This window comes from Streptomyces sp. NPDC052043 (assembly GCF_044548235.1).
Taxonomy (GTDB): Bacteria; Actinomycetota; Actinomycetes; order Streptomycetales; family Streptomycetaceae; genus Streptomyces.
The window spans coordinates 28,081-45,840 of sequence record NZ_JBIUBT010000022.1; the positions used below are offsets into that span (position 1 = coordinate 28,081).

17 protein-coding genes are annotated in these 17,760 nt (G+C 72.4%); 3 read left to right on the forward strand and 14 right to left on the reverse strand.

Going from position 1 to position 17,760, the window contains the following annotated elements:
- Positions 1-66: 66 nt before the first annotated feature.
- On the reverse strand, positions 67-2,592 hold the full coding sequence (locus ACIHCX_RS36160) for an ATP-dependent Clp protease ATP-binding subunit (protein ID WP_400037271.1): 2,526 nt from the start codon (positions 2,590-2,592) through the stop codon (positions 67-69).
- A gap of 452 nt (positions 2,593-3,044) precedes the next feature.
- On the opposite strand from ACIHCX_RS36160, the gene ACIHCX_RS36165 reads away from it, so the two are divergent.
- Positions 3,045-3,767 (forward strand): SCO3374 family protein, encoded by a 723-nt coding sequence (locus tag ACIHCX_RS36165; RefSeq protein ID WP_400037273.1) that lies wholly within the window; start codon positions 3,045-3,047, stop codon positions 3,765-3,767.
- On the opposite strand, the gene ACIHCX_RS36170 is transcribed toward ACIHCX_RS36165, so the two are convergent.
- From ACIHCX_RS36170 to ACIHCX_RS36215, 10 genes are all read right to left on the reverse strand, one after another.
- On the reverse strand, positions 3,746-4,081 hold the full coding sequence (locus tag ACIHCX_RS36170; protein WP_390833760.1) for an Lsr2 family protein: 336 nt from the start codon (positions 4,079-4,081) through the stop codon (positions 3,746-3,748). The genes ACIHCX_RS36165 and ACIHCX_RS36170 overlap by 22 nt on opposite strands.
- Before the next feature lie 217 nt (positions 4,082-4,298).
- Positions 4,299-4,832 carry an amino-acid N-acetyltransferase gene (locus ACIHCX_RS36175; RefSeq protein WP_400037276.1) on the reverse strand — a complete coding sequence of 178 codons (534 nt, stop codon included), beginning with the start codon at positions 4,830-4,832 and terminating at the stop codon, positions 4,299-4,301.
- 9 nt (positions 4,833-4,841) lie between these two features.
- Entirely contained in the window at positions 4,842-5,294 is a 453-nt protein-coding gene (locus tag ACIHCX_RS36180; RefSeq protein ID WP_400037379.1) for a BlaI/MecI/CopY family transcriptional regulator, read from the reverse strand.
- A gap of 169 nt (positions 5,295-5,463) precedes the next feature.
- Positions 5,464-5,652 (reverse strand): hypothetical protein, encoded by a 189-nt coding sequence (locus ACIHCX_RS36185; RefSeq protein ID WP_400037279.1) that lies wholly within the window; start codon positions 5,650-5,652, stop codon positions 5,464-5,466.
- A 54-nt stretch (positions 5,653-5,706) separates the two neighbouring features.
- Entirely contained in the window at positions 5,707-6,534 is an 828-nt protein-coding gene (locus tag ACIHCX_RS36190; RefSeq protein ID WP_400037281.1) for a hypothetical protein, read from the reverse strand.
- Between the two features lie 76 nt (positions 6,535-6,610).
- Positions 6,611-7,408, reverse strand: a complete 798-nt coding sequence (locus tag ACIHCX_RS36195) for a type III pantothenate kinase (RefSeq protein ID WP_400037283.1) — start codon at positions 7,406-7,408, stop codon at positions 6,611-6,613.
- A gap of 5 nt (positions 7,409-7,413) precedes the next feature.
- Complete coding sequence (nadC, locus tag ACIHCX_RS36200; RefSeq protein WP_400037286.1) at positions 7,414-8,391, reverse strand: carboxylating nicotinate-nucleotide diphosphorylase; 978 nt, start codon at positions 8,389-8,391, stop codon at positions 7,414-7,416.
- Between the two features lie 5 nt (positions 8,392-8,396).
- Complete coding sequence (locus ACIHCX_RS36205) at positions 8,397-10,127, reverse strand: L-aspartate oxidase (RefSeq protein ID WP_400037288.1); 1,731 nt, start codon at positions 10,125-10,127, stop codon at positions 8,397-8,399.
- On the reverse strand, positions 10,124-11,146 hold the full coding sequence (gene panC / locus ACIHCX_RS36210; protein WP_400037290.1) for a pantoate--beta-alanine ligase: 1,023 nt from the start codon (positions 11,144-11,146) through the stop codon (positions 10,124-10,126). Before panC ends, ACIHCX_RS36205 begins: the two co-directional genes overlap by 4 nt.
- The gene (locus ACIHCX_RS36215) at positions 11,143-12,084 is read right to left on the reverse strand and encodes a Rossmann-like and DUF2520 domain-containing protein (protein WP_400037292.1); all 942 of its coding nucleotides are present in this window, start codon (positions 12,082-12,084) and stop codon (positions 11,143-11,145) included. The genes panC and ACIHCX_RS36215 overlap by 4 nt, the downstream gene beginning before the upstream one ends.
- Before the next feature lie 203 nt (positions 12,085-12,287).
- Between ACIHCX_RS36215 and ACIHCX_RS36220 the strand changes: the two genes are divergently transcribed.
- Together ACIHCX_RS36220 and ACIHCX_RS36225 are read left to right on the forward strand one after the other, a co-directional pair.
- Complete coding sequence (locus tag ACIHCX_RS36220) at positions 12,288-13,547, forward strand: threonine aldolase family protein (protein WP_400037294.1); 1,260 nt, start codon at positions 12,288-12,290, stop codon at positions 13,545-13,547.
- A gap of 325 nt (positions 13,548-13,872) precedes the next feature.
- Positions 13,873-14,979: a DUF5937 family protein gene (locus tag ACIHCX_RS36225; RefSeq protein WP_400037296.1), complete on the forward strand. Its 1,107-nt coding sequence runs from the start codon at positions 13,873-13,875 to the stop codon at positions 14,977-14,979.
- Here ACIHCX_RS36225 and ACIHCX_RS36230 read toward each other — a convergent pair.
- From ACIHCX_RS36230 to ACIHCX_RS36240, 3 genes are all read right to left on the reverse strand, one after another.
- Positions 14,976-15,659, reverse strand: a complete 684-nt coding sequence (locus ACIHCX_RS36230; RefSeq protein WP_400037298.1) for an AAA family ATPase — start codon at positions 15,657-15,659, stop codon at positions 14,976-14,978. The two genes, ACIHCX_RS36225 and ACIHCX_RS36230, sit on opposite strands and share 4 nt — an antisense overlap.
- 32 nt (positions 15,660-15,691) lie before the next feature.
- The gene (locus ACIHCX_RS36235; RefSeq protein ID WP_400037300.1) at positions 15,692-16,363 is read right to left on the reverse strand and encodes a response regulator; all 672 of its coding nucleotides are present in this window, start codon (positions 16,361-16,363) and stop codon (positions 15,692-15,694) included.
- A 74-nt stretch (positions 16,364-16,437) separates the two neighbouring features.
- Positions 16,438-17,643 carry a histidine kinase gene (locus tag ACIHCX_RS36240; protein WP_400037302.1) on the reverse strand — a complete coding sequence of 402 codons (1,206 nt, stop codon included), beginning with the start codon at positions 17,641-17,643 and terminating at the stop codon, positions 16,438-16,440.
- Positions 17,644-17,760 lie beyond the last annotated feature (117 nt).

Below are 17,760 nucleotides of genomic sequence, written 5' to 3' on the forward strand. Positions count from 1 at the left end.
ACCGCGCACACACGCGAGAGGGGCCGGCGCCTTCGGGCGCCGGCCCCTCTCGGTTGCCGCTGAGGCTTACGCCTCCTTGCTCAGGTTCGGTCCGGGGCCACCGGCCGCCTGCTCGATCGGCGGGACGTCCGGCAGCGCGGACTTCTCCTCACCGCGGAAGGTGAAGGTCTGGGACTCGCCCTCGCCCTCGGTGTCCACGACCACGATGTGACCGGGGCGCAGCTCGCCGAAAAGGATCTTCTCCGAGAGCGTGTCCTCGATCTCGCGCTGGATGGTCCGGCGCAGCGGCCGGGCGCCCAGAACGGGGTCGTAGCCCTTCTTGGACAGCAGCTCCTTGGCGGACTGGGAGAGCTCGATGCCCATGTCCCGGTCCTTCAGGCGCTCGTCCACCTTGCCGATCATCAGGTCGACGATCCGCAGGATGTCGCCCGGCGTCAGCTGCGGGAAGACCACCACGTCGTCGACGCGGTTGAGGAACTCGGGCCGGAAGTGCTGCTTGAGCTCGTCCGAGACCTTGTTCTTCATGCGCTCGTAGTTGGTCTTCGTGTCGCCCGAGGCCGCGAAGCCCAGGTTGAAGCCCTTGGAGATGTCCCGGGTGCCGAGGTTGGTCGTCATGATGATGACCGTGTTCTTGAAGTCCACGACCCGGCCCTGGGAGTCGGTCAGGCGACCGTCCTCCAGGATCTGCAGCAGCGAGTTGAAGATGTCCGGGTGGGCCTTCTCGACCTCGTCGAACAGGACGACCGAGAACGGCTTGCGGCGCACCTTCTCGGTGAGCTGGCCGCCCTCCTCGTAGCCCACGTAGCCGGGGGGCGAACCGAAGAGGCGGGAGACCGTGTGCTTCTCGCTGAACTCCGACATGTCGAGGGAGATCAGTGCGTCCTCGTCGCCGAAGAGGAACTCGGCGAGCGCCTTGGACAGCTCGGTCTTACCGACACCGGACGGGCCGGCGAAGATGAACGAGCCACCCGGACGCTTCGGGTCCTTCAGGCCGGCACGGGTACGGCGGATCGCCTTGGACAGCGCCTTGACGGCGTCGACCTGGCCGATGACCCGCTTGTGCAGCTCCTCCTCCATGCGGAGCAGGCGGCTGGACTCCTCCTCGGTCAGCTTGAAGACCGGGATGCCGGTGGCCGTGGCGAGGACCTCGGCGATCAGCTCGCCGTCGACCTCGGCGACGACGTCCATGTCGCCGGCCTTCCACTCCTTCTCCCGCTTGGCCTTGGCGGCCAGGAGCTGCTTCTCCTTGTCGCGCAGGGAGGCGGCCTTCTCGAAGTCCTGCGAGTCGATCGCGGACTCCTTGTCCCGGCGGACGGCGGCGATCTTCTCGTCGAACTCGCGCAGGTCCGGCGGCGCGGTCATCCGGCGGATGCGCATCCGGGAGCCGGCCTCGTCGATCAGGTCGATCGCCTTGTCCGGCAGGAAGCGGTCCGAGATGTACCGGTCGGCCAGGGTGGCGGCCTGGACCAGCGCCTCGTCGGTGATGGAGACGCGGTGGTGCGCCTCGTACCGGTCGCGCAGGCCCTTGAGGATCTCGATCGTGTGCGGCAGGGACGGCTCGGCGACCTGGATGGGCTGGAAGCGGCGCTCCAGGGCCGCGTCCTTCTCCAGGTGCTTGCGGTACTCGTCCAGGGTGGTGGCACCGATGGTCTGCAGCTCGCCGCGGGCCAGCATCGGCTTGAGGATGCTCGCCGCGTCGATGGCGCCCTCGGCGGCACCCGCACCGACCAGCGTGTGCAGCTCGTCGATGAACAGGATGATGTCGCCGCGGGTGCGGATCTCCTTGAGCACCTTCTTCAGGCGCTCCTCGAAGTCACCGCGGTAGCGGGAGCCGGCGACCAGGGCACCGAGGTCCAGGGTGTAGAGGTGCTTGTCCTTGAGGGTCTCGGGCACCTCGCCCTTGACGATGGCCTGGGCGAGGCCCTCGACGACGGCGGTCTTGCCGACGCCGGGCTCACCGATCAGCACCGGGTTGTTCTTGGTACGGCGGGACAGCACCTGCATGACCCGCTCGATCTCCTTCTCGCGCCCGATGACCGGGTCGAGCTTGGACTCGCGAGCGGCCTGGGTGAGGTTCCGGCCGAACTGGTCGAGGACCAGGGACGTCGAGGGGGTGCCCTCGGCAGGGCCGCCGGCGGTGGCGGTCTCCTTGCCCTGGTAGCCGGAGAGCAGCTGGATCACCTGCTGCCGCACCCGGTTGAGGTCGGCGCCCAGCTTGACCAGGACCTGGGCGGCGACGCCCTCGCCCTCACGGATCAGGCCGAGCAGGATGTGCTCCGTGCCGATGTAGTTGTGGCCCAGCTGGAGGGCTTCCCGGAGCGACAGCTCCAGGACCTTCTTGGCACGGGGGGTGAAGGGAATGTGGCCGGAGGGGGCCTGCTGGCCCTGGCCGATGATCTCCTCCACCTGCTGGCGGACCGCCTCGAGCGAAATCCCGAGGCTCTCAAGGGCCTTGGCGGCGACACCCTCACCCTCGTGGATCAGGCCCAGGAGGATGTGCTCAGTGCCGATGTAGTTGTGGTTGAGCATCCGGGCTTCTTCCTGAGCCAGGACGACAACCCGCCGCGCGCGGTCGGTGAACCTCTCGAACATCGTTAATCGCTCCTCAGAGCGGTCAGGCAGTGGGGGGAACTTCCCCTCCCTGTCCTTCCGCAGCTTAGTCCCGCAAGCGGGGACCGCTCATTCCAACTGCCGACACCGGACCGAGAACCAACGCTGCCTCCTGACCCTGAACGCCGACATCTGCTCCAACCTGATGGTGCGAGACGATGTTCCCGCAGGCCAGGCAGTTACCCCAGTCGCCAGTACGCCGATGGCGAACGTGAGACTCCTCTGCCCGGGTGCCGCCTGCGTGTCGCCCCCTCCCACTAGGCATGTCTTACCCGCACCGACTGACATTGCATGCCGGGTGCCCGGGTTCCCTCAGCTATGGGCGAACAACCTCGCGCCCATTCCGAACCCCGCGAACCCCTCTCGCCCGGCACACTTCGCGCACCCATTGATACCGAGCGTAACTCCGACGGGTTTCGGGCGGTTTCTCAGGCATGGTCGGCAGTCCTTCCACGGTCCCCGTTCCGGTTCCCTCTCCCCGTTCTCCCCGTTCTCCCCGGTCTCCCCATTCCCCCCGGTCGCTGCGTCGACCGCCGGAGTCCGGCGACGCGGCGCGGCACCGGCGGCTTTGGCGGCACTGGTACGAGAACGAGCTGGGCTGGGCCACGGCGCCCGGGGCGCCGGTACGACTCGTCGTGGGCCGCCGTTTCGACGTCCTGGACGTGCCCGCCGAGGCCGGACGTGCGGCGCTGCGCCATCTGGGGCCCGGCTCTCCGGTGGCCGTGCGGGGGGACCGGATGCGGCTGCTGGTCGCCGCGGGCAGCGCGGAGGAGCTGCCGGGGCTGCTGGAGTGGCTGGAGTGGGGCCCGTCGGCGCTGGACCTGGACCTGGTGGCGCTGGGCGCGGGCGCGCTGATGGACGCTCCGCCGCCCCCGGGCGCCGGTCCGCTCGGGCCGCGGCCGCTCAACCCCGGCCGCTCCGGTTCACAGGGGGCCGCCGTGTGGCTGCGGCCCCCCGGGGCTGGGTGCGAGGTCGAGGCCTCGCTGCCGACACTGTCGGCCGTGGGGGGTGGTGGGGGCACCCCCGATCTCGTACGCCTGGTGGACACGGTGGCGACACACGTCCACCGGATCCGGCTGCGGCGCGCGTGCGCCCAGCCGTTCCCGTTCCGCGAGGGGCTGACACAGGCCCCTGATCAGCCGTTGGCCTTCTCGTAGGCCTCGCGAATGGACGCGGGGACCCGGCCGCGGTCGTTGACCTCGTAGCCGTTCTCCTTCGCCCAGGCGCGGATCTGCGCGGTGTCCTGGCCGCCGCCGGAAGCGGCGCGCGCCTTTCCGCGCCCGCCCGAAGCGCGGCCCCCGGTGCGCCGGCCGCTCTTGACGTACGGCTCGAGAAGGCCACGAAGCTTGTCCGCATTAGCGGTGGTGAGATCGATCTCGTAGGTCTTGCCGTCCAGCGCGAACGTCACGGTCTCGTCCGCCTCGCCGCCGTCGAGGTCGTCGACAAGAAGGACCTGAACCTTCTGTGCCACCGGATTTCCTTTCATCGATAACGTGAGGATCGGGGATGGTCGGTGTCCGCCGATTCGCCGTCCCCTGTTATATGCAGTGCAGCAGTACATCGGAAAGCAAACCGCTTTTGCGGGAAAAACACAAACCCCTGGGAGAGACCGGGCACTCACTCCGTCCGGAAACATGCGCGTTTCGGACATAGGGAACGCGGGCACGCCGGGCCGGGCGGAATGTGGATCACAGATGCAGAAGCATCCGGCTGTTGCCCAGGGTGTTCGGTTTCACTCGTTCGAGACCGAGGAACTCCGCGACGCCCTCGTCATAGGAACGCAGCAGCTCCGCGTACACATCGGCGTCGACGGGCGTCTCACCGATCTCCACGAAGCCGTGCCTGGTGAAGAAGTCCACTTCGAAGGTCAGACAGAATACGCGGCGAACACCGAGCCTGCGTGCCGTCTCGAGCAACTTCTCCAGCAGCCGATGTCCGACCCCGGCGCCCTTCAGGCCCGGCTTCACCGCGAGAGTGCGCACTTCCGCCAGGTCTTCCCACATCACGTGCAGTGCGCCGCAGCCGACGACCTCGGCGTTGTCGTCCCGTTCGGCGACCCAGAACTCCTGGATGTCCTCGTAAAGCGTCACCGTCGCTTTGTCGAGCAGGATGCGCCCGCGAACGTAGGCGTCCAGCAGTCGGCGCACTGCGGGGACATCGCCGGTCCGGGCCCGTCGGACAGTGATGGCTTTTGCGGTCTCTTCGGGACGTTCTACGGACATGAGCGGACGCTATCGCCCGCGGCCGTCCCGTGCCGAGCCGGGGTTCTCGTCACGGGTTTCCGGAGCTCGGGCGGTATCGGGAGCCGGGGCGGTTTCCGGGACTTCGGCGGCGCCGGTTCCCCGGAGGGCGCCTTCGGCGGTGCCTTCGACGATGCGTACGGCATCCCGCAGGGCCTGCCGCTGTTCGTCGCTCATCATCCCGAAGAAGGCAACGAGAGCGGCGGCGGCGTTGTCGCTCTGCGACCAGGCCTCGTTCATCAGTGCGGCGGCGTAGGCGGCGCGGGTGGAGACGGCCTCATATCGATAGGCCCGGCCCTCGGCTTCGCGGCGCACCCAGCCCTTGTGATGGAGATTGTCCAAAACGGTCATCACCGTGGTGTACGCGATGGACCTCTCCCGCTGAAGGTCTTCCAGGACTTCCCGAACGGTCACCGGGCGGTTCCACTTCCACACCCGCGTCATGACCGCGTCTTCGAGTTCTCCCAGGGGCCGAGGCACAACTCAGCACCCTAGTGGCAGATCCCGGCCATGGCGTGCCGAACATACGCCTTCGACCCAAACGCGAACAAAAAGGGCGTACGACCTTGTGGTGAGGGTGTCCTCACGCGGGGGCCGTACGCCGTCGGCCGTGTCAGGCGTCGGTGGACGCGCCTGCCGCGGAGGCCTGAGGGCCGCTCTGTGCGCGCGCGAGGGCGGCGTCCACGGCGGCGTCCTCCTTGGCCTTGGCGGCCCCGCCCTGGGTCTTCACGATCACCCTGACCAGAGCGATGAAGAACGCGGCCATGACGATCGGGGGAACAAGTGCGGAGACATAGTCCATGGATCCAGAGTAGCCATGGCGGCGGGACAAACAGGGGCGGGGTGGCCCGGAGCGTCACACCGCCGCGAGGCGCTGCTGCGGCTTTCCGGAGGGCGGGCCCGGCTTGCGCCGCGGGAAGACCTCGCCCGGCGTGGGCACGGGCCGCCGGGCGGGCTTCGGCGCGGGCGCCGCCCCGGGCCGCGCGGGGGCCGGCCGCTCCCCCGGCTTCGCGGCGGGTTTCGGGGCGGGCTTCCCGTCCCCGCCTTCCCCGCCTTCCCCGGCTTCTCCGGCTTCTCCGGCTTCCTGACCTCCCTGACCTTCCTGCTGCCGCCCCTCCCGGTCGACCGGCGGCCCTCCCGCGACCGCCCGGAGCGCGCCGCGGGAGGCCCCGAGGGCCGGCGCGGCGTCTCCGGCCGGCCGGAGGAGGCCGAACGGGTGGGCGGGGTCGGTCGGGGCGGGCGGTTCGGCGGGGGCCGGCCCGACGGCCGGGACGGGTCGCGCGGAACCGGGCGCGAGAGGGGGCGCCGAGGGCGGAACGAGCGTCCGGCAGCGGCGCAGGAGGGCCACGGCGACCGGGTCGCCGCGCAGGGCGCACAGGGCGGCCAGGTCGTCGTCCGTGGGCCGGTGGCCCGCACCCAGGCACTCGGCGAGGAGCGCGAGGTAGCCGGCGGCCGCACCGGGGAGGGCGGCGCGGTACCGGGCGAGATCGGCCACCAGGAACGCGCGCAGCCGGACACCCTCGTGCATCGCCTCGTCGAGTGACTCGGCGAGCCGGCGACAGTCCTGCACGTCTTCGGTGCTGGCGGGACGGGGCTGAAGGGCGAGGGCGAGGGCGCGGCGAAGCACGAGCAGCTCCTCCGCGCCGAACGCCATGCCGCCGCGGGTTCCGTATGGCGTAGGCATAGGCCGACGATACGCGCTAATCAGACAAATTCGACATAAGGCGCGAGTGTGGCGTGTGGGGGTGTCGCCGCCCCGCTCAGAGGCGCGAGACGTTCCTCTCGTAGACCAGTCGTAGCCCGATGAGGGTCAGCCACGGCTCGTGCTCGTCGATCAGCGCGGACTCGCCGAGCACCATCGGCGCCAGCCCACCCGTCGCGATCACCGTCACGTCGTCCGGATCCTCGGCCAGCTCCCGGGCCATCCGGCTGACCACGCCGTCGACCTGCCCGGCGAACCCGTAGATGATGCCGGCCTGCATCGCCTCGACCGTGCTCTTGCCGATCACGCTGCGCGGCCGGGCCACCTCGATCTTCCGCAGCTGCGCCGCCCTGACGCCCAGCGCCTCGACGGAGATCTCGATGCCGGGCGCGATGACCCCGCCGACGTACTCCCCGCGCGCGCTGACCGCGTCGAAGGTCGTCGCCGTACCGAAGTCGACGACGATCGCCGGGCCGCCGTACAGCTCGTTCGCCGCCACCGCGTTGATGATGCGGTCGGCGCCGACCTCCTTGGGGTTGTCGAAGAGGATCGGCACGCCCGTCTTGACGCCGGGTTCGACGAGCACGGCGGGCACGTCGCCGTAGTGCCGGCGCGTCACCTCGCGCAGCTCCTGGAGCACCGACGGCACGGTCGCGCAGATCGCGATGCCGTCGATGCCCTCGCCCAGCTCGTCGCCGAGCAGCGGGTGCATGCCCATCAGGCCCTGGAGCAGCACCGCCAGCTCGTCGGCCGTGCGGCGCGCGTCGGTGGAGATGCGCCAGTGCTCGACGATGTCCTCCCCGTCGAACAGGCCCAGCACGGTGTGCGTGTTGCCGACGTCGATCGTCAGAAGCATGGCCGTCACTCCGCCTCGCGCAGGTCCAGGCCGATGTCCAGGATCGGCGAGGAGTGGGTCAGGGCCCCGACGGCCAGGAAGTCGACACCGGTCTCGGCGTACGCCCTGGCGTTCCCCAGGGTCAGCCGGCCCGACGCCTCCAGCTGCGCCCGGCCGCCGACGAGGGCCACCGCCTCCTCGCACTCGCCGGGCGTGAAGTTGTCCAGCAGGATCAGATCGGCGCCGGCGTCCACGACCTCGCGCAGCTGGTGCAGGGTGTCGACCTCGACCTCGATCGGCACGTCCGGGAAGGTCTCCCGTACGGCCTTGAAGGCCTGCCCCACACCGCCGGCCGCGACCACGTGGTTGTCCTTGACCAGGGCCGCGTCCGACAGCGACATGCGGTGGTTCACGCCGCCGCCGCAGCGGACGGCGAACTTCTCCAGCGACCTGAGACCCGGCGTGGTCTTGCGGGTGTCGCGCACGCGCGCCTTGGTGCCCTCCAGGGCGTCCGCCCAGGCGCGCGTGGCGGTCGCGATGCCGGACAGGCGGCACAGCAGGTTGAGCGCGCTGCGCTCGCCGGTCAGCAGGTCACGCGTGCGCGTGGTGACCGACAGCAGCTTCTGCCCGGCCTCGACGCGGTCGCCGTCCTCGACGTGCCGCTCGACCTCGAACTCGTCCGCGCAGACCACCGAGAGCACCGCCTCGGCGACCCTGAGGCCGGCCACCACGCCCGCCTCGCGCGCGGTGAAGTCGCCCGTGGCCACGGCGTCCTCGGGGATGGTCGCGACCGTCGTCACGTCGACGCCGTGGTCCAGGTCCTCCTGGATGGCGAGGTTCGCGATGTCCTCGACCTCGAGGGGATCGAGTCCGGCGTCGGCCAGGAGCTGGGCGAGCGCGGGGTCGAGCCCGCACTCCAGGTACTCCTCGTCGGTGTCCGCGCCGCAGGCACAGCCGTCGCCGCAGCCGCCGTTCGAGGCGAGGGGAAGGTCTTCGCTGCTCACTTGTGTCACTGCTCCAGGGGACGCGGGGCCGGAGCCCCGGGGCGGGTCGGGGGGAACTCTGCGGTGTCCGTGGTGTGCACGGCGGGAGTGCTGTCGGGATTCAGCCGTACGACGATGTGGCGGCGCCAGTGGGTGTCGTCCCGCTCGGCGCGGTCCTCGCGCCAGTGGCAGCCGCGGGTCTCCTCGCGCAGCCGGGCGGCGGCGACCAGGGCACCGGCCACGCACAGGAGGTTCGTGGCCTCCCAGGTGTCGACGCCCGGCTCGGCGGTCTTGCCGTCCTCCTCCAGGGCCGAGCGGGCCTCGGTGTGCAGCCGCTCCAGCCGGCCGGCGGCCCGGGCCAGCGACGCGGCGGACCGCAGCACACCCGCTCCCCCGGTCATGATCCGCTGGATCGCGAACCGGGTCTCGGGGGCGAGCAGCGGGTGGGCGGGCGCCTCGGTGTGCGGGACGGGTTCCGGCACGCGCGCGTGCAGGCCGTTCTCGGCGTGCTCCCGCGCGATGTCGGCGGCGATGCGCTCGGCGTAGACCAGGCCCTCCAGGAGGGAGTTGGAGGCGAGGCGGTTGGCGCCGTGCACGCCCGTGCAGGCCACCTCACCGCATGCGTACAGGCCCGGCACGGTCGTCCGGCCGTGGGAGTCGGTGCGCACGCCTCCGGAGGCGTAGTGGGCGGCCGGCGCGACCGGGACGGGATCGGTGACCGGGTCGATGCCGTGGGCGCGGCAGGCGGCCAGGATCGTCGGGAAGCGGTGCTCCCACATGTCGGCGCCGAAGTGCCGGGCGTCGAGGAACATGTGGTCGGTGCCCTGCTCCAGCATCCGCCGCGTGATGCCCTTGGCGACGATGTCCCGCGGCGCGAGTTCGGCCAGTTCGTGCTGCCCGGTCATGAAGCGCACGCCGTCGCCGTCGACCAGGTGGGCGCCCTCGCCACGCACCGCCTCGGAGACCAGGGGCTGCTGGCCCTCGGCGTCCGCGCCGAGGAAGAGCACCGTCGGGTGGAACTGCACGAACTCCAGGTCGGAGACCTCGGCGCCCGCGCGCAGGGCGAGCGCCACGCCGTCGCCGGTGGAGACGGACGGGTTCGTGGTCGCGGAGAAGACCTGGCCCATGCCGCCGGTCGCGAGGACCACGGCGGGCGCGTGCACGGCGCCCACGCCGTCGTGCCGGCCCTCGCCCATGACGTGCAGGGTCACGCCCGCGGCGCGGCCCTCGACGTCCGTGAGCAGGTCCAGCACGAGCGCGTTCTCGACGGTGCGCATTCCACGCGAGCGCACCGCCTCGACGAGGGCGCGGGAGATCTCCGCCCCGGTCGCGTCGCCGCCCGCGTGCGCGATCCGGCGGCGGTGGTGGCCGCCCTCGCGGGTGAGCTGGATGCCGCCCTCGTCGTCCGTGTCGAAGTGCGCGCCGGTGGAGATCAGTCGCCGTACGGCGTCGGGGCCCTCGGAGACGAGGATCCGTACGGCCTCCTCGTCGCAGAGGCCGGCGCCGGCCACCAGGGTGTCGTCCAGGTGCTGCTCGGGGGTGTCGCCCTCGCCGAGGGCCGCGGCGATGCCGCCCTGGGCCCAGCGGGTGGAGCCGTCGTCGAGGCGGGCCTTGGTGACGACGACGGTCGTCAGGCCGGCCGCCTCGCAGCGCAGGGCGGCGGTGAGGCCGGCGACGCCGGAGCCGACGACCACGACGTCCGCCGCGATGGACCATCCGGGCGCGGGCGCGTGCAGTCGTATGCCGGTGCTGGTCACGAGACGGCTCCCAGGGTTCCGAAGGTGAGCGGGAGGTTGTCGATCAGCCGGGTCGCCCCGATCCGCGCGGCGACGGCGAGGACGGCCTCGCCGGTGAAGTCGTCGCCGATCTCGGTGAAGTCGGACGGGTCGACCAGGGCCAGGTAGTCGAGTTCCAGCGGCGGGTCGAAGCGCGCCGCCTCGTCCAGGGCCAGCTGGGCGGTCGCGCGGACGGCCGCGGCGGCGCCCGGGGAGGCCTTGGCGACGGCCGCGGCGTCGGCCGCCGCGCGGGATTCCCCGAGGGCGCTGAGGGCTTCGGCACGCGCGCGCGTGGAGGGCACTTCGCGGGCCCGCGCGCGCAGCGCCTCCTGCGCGGCGTGCCGGTCGCGGCCCGCGAACAGGGCCTGGGAGAGGGCCAGCGCGGTGTGCCGCTCCTGCGGGGAGAGGTAACGGTTGCGGCTGGACAGGGCCAGCCCGTCGTCCTCGCGCACGGTCGGCACGGCGACGATCTCCACCCCTATGTTGAGGTCGCGCACCATGCGCCGGATCAGGGCGAGCTGCTGGGCGTCCTTCTGCCCGAACAGGGCCACGTCGGGGCGGGTGAGGTGCAGCAGCTTGGCGACGACGGTGAGCATGCCGTCGAAGTGCCCGGGCCGGCTGGCGCCCTCCAGGCGCTCGCCCATGGGTCCGGCGGTGATCCTGACCTGCGGCTCGCCGTCGGGGTAGACCTCTTCGACGGACGGCGCGAACACGGCGTCGGCGCCCGCCTGCCCGGCCACCTTGAGGTCGGCCTCCAGGGTGCGCGGGTAGCGGTCGAGGTCCTCGCCCGCACCGAACTGGAGCGGGTTGACGAAGACGGTGACGATCACGAAGCCCTCGTCGCCGACGTGTGCGCGGGCCGCGCGGACCAGGGCGGCGTGGCCCTCGTGCAGGGCGCCCATGGTCATCACAACGGCGGTGCGGCCCCGGGCCGCGCGGTGGTCGCGCACGGACGTCAGGTCACCCACCGTGGGGGCGAGTTCGAGCAGGCGACGGCTCATCGGTCTTCACCGTTCTCGGGGTTCTCGGGCAGGTTCGTGCTCCCGGCGAGTACCCCCAGCAGGTCCTCGGCCAGTTCGGGCTTGAGCAGCCCGTGGGCGAGCGCGCGGTCGGCGGTGGCGCGGGCCATCGCCAGGTATCCGGCGACGGTCTGCGGAGCGTGCCGACGCAGTTCGGCGACGTGGGCGGCGACCGTACCCGCGTCGCCCCGCGCGACCGGGCCGGTCAGGGCCGCGTCGCCGGAGCGCAGCGCGTTGTCCAGGGCGGCGCCCAGGAGCGGGCCGAGCATCCGGTCGGGGGCCTCGACGCCGGCCTCGCGCAGCAGCTCCATGGACTGGGCGACCAGCGTCACCAGATGGTTGGCGCCGAGGGCGAGCGCCGCGTGGTACAGCGGCCGCATCTCCTCGGCGATCCACTCCGGCTCGCCGCCCATCTCGATGACCAGGGCCTCGGCGGCCAGCCGCAACTCCTCGGGAGCGGTGACGCCGAAGGAGCAGCCGGCCAGCCGCTGCACGTCGACGGGCGTGCCGGTGAAGGTCATCGCCGGGTGCAGGGCCAGCGGCAGCGCGCCCGCGCGCAGGGCGGGGTCCAGCACCTTCGCGCCGTACCGCCCGGAGGTGTGCACGAGCAGCTGCCCGGGCCGTACGGCGCCGGTCTCGGCGAGGCCGGCGACCAGTCCGGGCAGGGTGTCGTCGGGGACGGTGAGCAGCACCAGGTCGGACCGTTGGAGCACGTCGGCGGGCGGCACCACGGGCACGTCGGGGAGCATCAGCCCGGCCCGCCGCCTGGAGGTGTCGGAGACCGCGGAGACGGCCACCGGACGGTGCCCGGCGAGCTGGAGGGACGCGGCGAGCGCGGGGCCCACCCGGCCGGCGCCGACGACACCGACGGCGAGCCGCGCGGGGCGGTCCCTGGGGTCTGCTTGTTGGCTACTACTCACGCGACGGTGGCCTTCCCGTTCCAGTCCGCTCGGGGTACCGGACGATTTCTCGTCATGTTAACGCGATCGGTTCCGGGGCGGTCCGGTCGTCCCCGGCCCGTACGGTCGCCGCACGCCGCGGGACGAACCACGGGACGGGAGACGACCGGTCGCGGGGAAATTCGGGTACCCGCCGAGTCCCCGGACGCGCGATGATCCCGGGCATGAGTGATACGGCGGAGCAGGACGCACGGGACGCACGGTTCGAGGACCGGGTCTCGGACGGGGAGCGGGTCTCGGACGACGAGCCGGTCTCGGAGGGGGAGCAGGTCTCGGACGACGAGCGGCGCAAGCGGCTCCGGGAGCGGCGCGCAGCCGCGTGCCGGAGCGCAAAGCGCGTGCTGGCGCGCCCCGGGTTCCTGGGGACGCTCAGGGAGCGGCTGGCGCTGCTGGACGGGGCGCGGGAGGTGTACGACCTCGACGAGGCGTCGGACATGTACGGCAACGGGGTCGTCGAGGCCCTGGAGGACAAGGTCGCCGGCCTGCTCGGCAAGGAGGCCGCCGCCTTCTTCCCGACCGGCACGATGGCCCAGCAGGTGGCCCTGCGCTGCTGGGCGGGCCGCACCGGTGTCCCCGCGGTCGCGCTGCACGCGCTGGCCCATCCCGAGGTGCACGAGCGGCATGCCCTGAGCGAGGTCGCCGGGCTGCGTCCGGTGCATGTGACGAGCGAGCCCCGCCAGCCGACCCCCGAGGAGGTGTGCGCCCTCGACGAGCCCTTCGGGACGCTGATGCTCGAACTGCCCCTCAGGGACGCCGGCTTCCTGCTGCCCACGTGGGAGGAGCTCGTCGAGCTCGTGGACGCGGCACGCCGGCGGGACGCGACGGTGCACTTCGACGGAGCGCGCCTGTGGGAGTCCACCGTGCACTTCGGCCGGCCGCTGGACGAGATCGCGGACCTGGCCGACACCGTGTACGTGTCGTTCTACAAGTCCGTCGCCGGTTACGGCGGCGCCGCGCTCGCCGGTCCGAGGGACCTGGTGGAGGAGGCCAAGGCCTGGCGGCACCGGTACGGCGGCAACGTCTTCCAGCAGTTCCCGACGGCGCTGTCGGCACTGGTCGGACTGGAGCGGGAGCTGCCCCGGCTGCCGGAGTACGTGCGGCACGCGCGCGTGGTGGCCGCCGCGCTGCGCGAGGGGTTCGCCGCGGCCGGGCTGCCGTGGAGCCGCGTCCACCCGGCCGAGCCGCACACCCACGAGTTCCAGGTCTGGCTGCCGTACGGGGCCGACGCGGTGGCCCGGGCCGCGATCCGGACCGCCGAGGAGACGGGCACGATGCTCTTCGCCGGCGGCTGGGACGCCCCGGTCCCGGGCCTGGCCCGCACGGAGGTCTCCGTCCGGGCCGAGGGCCTGGGATGGACCGCGGAGGACGTACGTGCGGCGGTGGCGGACTTCACCGCCCGCCTCCACGAGGAGACCGACGGCTAGCCCACCGCTCCCGGCACGCCGCGTCCGCCCACGGCCCGGCCGCCCGCTCACCGACGCCGGCCGTGCGACACCGGCCGCACGCAGCCGGCGGCACGGGCGGGCGGCCGTGTCGTCGGCCGGCCCCGGGCCGGGCCAGGCGTCCCGGCGCCTGCGCCGAGCCCGCAGGCGCCGGGCACAGGCAGCGGGCGCGGCACGGGTAGCCGTCGTCGGGGGCAGGGGGGCCACCGGGGGCGCTGCCGTGCGCGCAGGTCGGGTCGGGGCCAGGCCCGGGCATCCGTGGCACCGGCAGTGCCGCGTTGTCAGCGGGTGCGGGCACCATGGGGGCATGAGTGTGCGGATCGACATCGCGGGGCTGCGGCAGGAGAGGGTGGCCGTCGTGCCCGCACCCCTGGCCGAGCTGTGCATGGCGCTGCACGTGCTGTCCGAGCCGGGGCACCACCCCGGTCTCCAGGGCTGGGTGACCGGCGTCACCGCCGGGCTCGACTCGCATCTGGCCGACCGGATGTGCGAGGCGGACTTCCTGTGGCGGACGACGTTCTCCGACCTCTTCCTGCCGTGCGCGGGCATACCCGGCGGCTCCACGCTCCCAGGCGCGACCCTCGCCGACGACCTGGACATCCTCGACAAGCTGTCCGACGAGCAGTTCGTGGACGCCGCCCTGGAGTTCACCTGCGCCCTGCCGTACGGCCTGCCGGGCCCGGGCCCGCTCGCCGACGCCGGGCTGCGCCGCCGCGCCCTGGAGCTGGCCGCCGCGCGCGGGCCGCAGCAGGTGCGCTTCACCGAGCGGCTGCTCGCCGACCCGCCGCGCATCAGGGCCTGGCTGCGGCAGTTCCTGGAGGACTGCGACGAGGCGTTCTTCGCGCAGACCTGGTCCCGGCTGCACCGGCAGCTCGCGGCCGACACCCGGCACAAGACGGAGCTGCTGCGCCGCAGGGGCCTGGCCGAGGCCCTGTCGGCGGTGTCCCCGGCGGTGGCGCTCGACGAGGCGGCCGGCCGGATCACCGTCGACAAGCTGGGCGAGGGCCGCACGGCCACGGCGGAGGGCGGCCTGCTGCTCGTACCGACGAGCCTGGGCCGACCCCATCTGATGGTGCTGCACCGGTACGGCTGGCAGCCGGTGCTGCACTACCCGGTCGGCTCCCCGGAGCTGGCCGCCCCGCCCTCGGTGGAGCAGCTGACCCTGCGCATGACCGCCCTGTCCCACCCGGTGCGGATGCGGCTGTGCCGCAGCCTGGCCCGCAGCGCGTTCACCACCAGCGAGCTGGCCCAGGTGCACGGCATGACCGCGCCGGAGATATCCCGGCACCTGAGCGTGCTGAAGAAGGCGGGCCTGGTCACCACCCGGCGCCGGGGGCGCTACGTGCTCCACCAGCTGGACGTCACCACGGTCGCCCGGCTGGGCAGCGACTTCCTCGAAGGGGTGCTCCGCTAGGACCCGTTGCGCGGGCCCTGGTCCTCCGGGCCTGGCAGGCGGCGGGGTCCTTCGAACCGGATGTGCCGGACGCCGACCTTCGCCTGCCGCAGCCGCGTCCGCAGCGGGCCCTCGGTGTTGGGCCGCAGCGTCAGGCCGGCCAGGACGGCTATCCGGTCCGCGGTCTTCGGCACGGTCGAGTGGTCGGTCCACAGGTGCTCGGCGAACTCCGGCGCGCGCAGCCGCTCGAGGCAGTCGTCGAGCTGCCGCACGGCCCAGCTCTCCCTGCCCGCGGCGACGTTCTTCCCGGCGACATACCCGACGAGGTGTCCGAACCCCCGCTCCCGCAGCCGCTTCAGCACGGTCTCGCGTTCCGCGAGAAGCGTGAAGTGCCGTACGTCGTGGCCCAGTTCGCGCAGCCGCCCGACGGTTTCGGCGAACTGGCCGGCGTCGGTGACGGTCATGGGGGCGATCACGACCCCCTCGCGCCGGGTGAGGGCGAGGTCCAGGACCTCCACCACCCCTTGCCGCCAGGACGCCAAGTCCCGGAAGTCCCCGCGCAGTTCGGGCGGCAGCATGCGGCGCAGGCCGAACCCGGCGTGCTCGGGGTCGCAGACGACACTGCCGGGCAGACGGCGCTGGATCTCGTGTGCGGTCTGTGTCTTGCCGCCCCCGAAGGGGCCGTTGATCCACAGGAGCATGCGCAGACCTTACCGACGACCGGGTACGCCGTTCAGCCGTGTCCGCCGGCCCGGACGAGCCCCGTCTCGTAGGCCAGGACCACCACCTGCACCCGGTCCCTCAGCCCCAGCTTGGTCAGGATGCGGCCCACGTGGGTCTTCACCGTCGCCTCGGACAGCACCAGCCGGGCGGCGATCTCGCCGTTCGACAGGCCCTGCGCGACCAGGACCATGACCTCCCGTTCGCGCTCGGTGAGCCGTTGGAGCTCCTTGTGCTGCGGCTCCTTGCCGCCCATGGGCAGCATCGGGGCGAACCGGTCGAGCAGGCGGCGGGTGGTGGAAGGGGCGACGACGGCGTCGCCGCTGTGCACGGAGCGGATCGCGGCCAGCAGGTCGCCGGGCGGCACGTCCTTGAGCATGAATCCGGAGGCACCCGCCTTCAGCCCGGAGAAGGCGTACTCGTCGAGGTCGAAGGTGGTCAGGATGAGCACCTTCGGCGGGTCGGGCTCGGAGCAGATGCGGCGGGTGGCCTCCACCCCGTCCAGCTTCGGCATGCGCACGTCCATCAGCACCACGTCGACGGCGGTGGCGCGCAGCACCTGGAGTGCCTCGACGCCGTCGCCCGCCTCCGCGACGACCTCCATGTCCGGCTGGGCGGCGAGCACCATCCGGAATCCGGTGCGCAGCAGCACCTGGTCGTCGACGAGCATCACGCGGATCGTCATCGGGGTCCTCTTCCGTTCGGTCGGCGGCGGGTGGGGCGGGTGCGTGACAGGTGTCAGCGGGGTGTGCGCCGGCGTCAGTGCACCGGTTTGAGCGGCAGCAGGACGCTGATGCGGAAGCCGCCGCCGGGGCGCGGACCCGCGTCCAGGGTGCCGCCCACCATGCCGACGCGTTCGCGCATGCCGATCAGGCCGTGCCCCCGGCCGTCGGCGCCGCCCTCCTCGTACAGCTCGTGCGGTGCGCCCTGGCCGTCGTCCTCGACGAGCAGTCCGAGGCCGTCGTCGAAGTAGACCAGGCGCACGCTCGCGCCCGCGTTCGGCCCGCCGTGCTTGCGGGTGTTGGTGAGGGCCTCCTGCACGATGCGGTACGCGGTGAGCTCGACCCCGCTGGGCAGCGGGCGCGGGGTGCCCTCGATCCTGAAGTCGACGGGCAGCCCGGAGTCCCGGCACTGCTCGACGAGATCCTCGATCTGGTCGACGTCGGGCTGCGGCACGTACTCGCCGCTCTCCTGGTGCTCGCCGGTGCGCAGCACGCCCAGCAGGCGGCGCATCTCGGCGAGGGCCTGGCGACCGGTGGAGGAGATCGTCTCCAGGGCCTTCCTGGCCTGGTCGGGTGCGGCGTCCAGGACGTAGGCGGCGCCGTCGGCCTGCACCACCATCACCGAGACGTTGTGCGCGACCACGTCGTGCAGTTCGCGCGCGATCCGGGCGCGCTCGGCGGCGACCGCGACCTTGGACTGCGCCTCGCGTTCCTTCTCCAGACGGGCGGCCCGCTCCTCCAGCTGCGCGAAGTAGGCACGGCGGGTGCGCATGGAGTCGCCGAGCACCCAGGCGAGGGCGAACGGCACCGTCTGGAATACGGTTATCGCGACGTTGCCCAGGGCGCTCGCGTCGTGCTGCGGCCAGCGCATCTGCGCGAGGGTCGCCGCGCACAGCCCGCCGGCCAGGGCAAACCGGGAGGCCCAGCGGGCGCCGATCGCGGCGACCGTGTAGATGATCACCAGCATGGCGAAGTTGGCGACCATCGTCTCGACGTCCAGGACGAGCTGTGCCACACCCGCCGCGCCCGCCAGCACCAGCATCTTCTCGGGCTCCCGGCGGCGCAGTGCGACGACCACGCAGAGCACGAAGGACAGCGCCAGGGCCGCACCGACCGAACCGTGGTGGCCGGGCGTCCCGTTGATCCTCGACACGCTCGCGCCGGAAAGCCCGAGGAGGATGAGGGCCCAGAAGCCGTCCACCCACGTCGGGTGCCTGCGGAGGAAGTCATAGAGGCGCTGCACGTAACCCAGAGTAGGGAAGCGCCACTGGTGCAGGGGTCAACCGAAGGGCCGATCCGCACGGGGTTCTCGTACTCCCCAAGGTGGATGCAGTGATCACTTGTGCGCCTCGCTCCGGCA